Origin of the sequence: Pedobacter borealis DSM 19626 (assembly GCF_000708285.2) — a bacterium.
Lineage (GTDB): Bacteria > Bacteroidota > Bacteroidia > Sphingobacteriales > Sphingobacteriaceae > Pedobacter > Pedobacter borealis.
Genome location: NZ_JAUG01000208.1, coordinates 1 through 704, shown reverse-complemented (window position 1 = coordinate 704; position 704 = coordinate 1). Strand labels below are relative to the sequence as shown.

The following is a 704-nucleotide window of genomic DNA, read 5'->3' as shown; positions in this document are numbered from 1 at the left end:
AATTATTTTGCTTTGGGTTTGGATTCTATCATCTAGTAATGATAGAAAAGAAACTATTTTTTGTTGTTCTTCATCTTTAGGAATGAATAGTTTTTTTGATTTTATTTCTGAGGATGATATTCCCTTAATAGATGTGCCTTGCATACTAGAAGCAGAATTTTTCATCTCTACTGAAAGAAAATAAGATAGAAATAAACCGTTACACTTAAAGTTAACGATGTTAGTGAAATCTTGACTTGTACAAATACTTTCATGAGAATAAGCAACTTTACCAACTCCAACTCTTGAAACAATTAGTATTATTGGGGCTTTGCAGAACTTTGTAGACGATTTGTTAATTGCTTCTTCTGTTATAAACCTAGAAACATTCATAGAATGGATGTTGTCTTCAACTAGATCTGAAGATGAAATCCATGGAATATCTCCATTCCAAAAATTGGAATTAGATGATGAAGGAGTACCACCTCCAATAAAATCTCCTAAATCGGACAGTATTCTTTGTTCCCATTCTCCCTCAAACCCTGGAAATCTCAAATTTGGAACCTTGCCCATTTCTTCTTTTTTAGCCATTTTCTCAATTATTTAATTGTAACTATTGCTAACATTAAGGATTTAAAAAATTAAAAAACTAGACCTAGTTCTTTAAAATAAACTTCGATCTCCTTATCAAGTTCAGCTCTTTTGGCCTCCAGTTCTTTAATCTC

The 704-nt window shown here is 31.4% G+C and carries 1 protein-coding gene; it reads right to left on the bottom strand.

Annotated features, from left to right (window positions below):
• On the bottom strand, positions 1-570 hold a 570-nt coding region (locus AW17_RS23440; protein ID WP_036670877.1), incomplete at its 3' end, for a restriction endonuclease subunit S.
• Positions 571-704 lie beyond the last annotated feature (134 nt).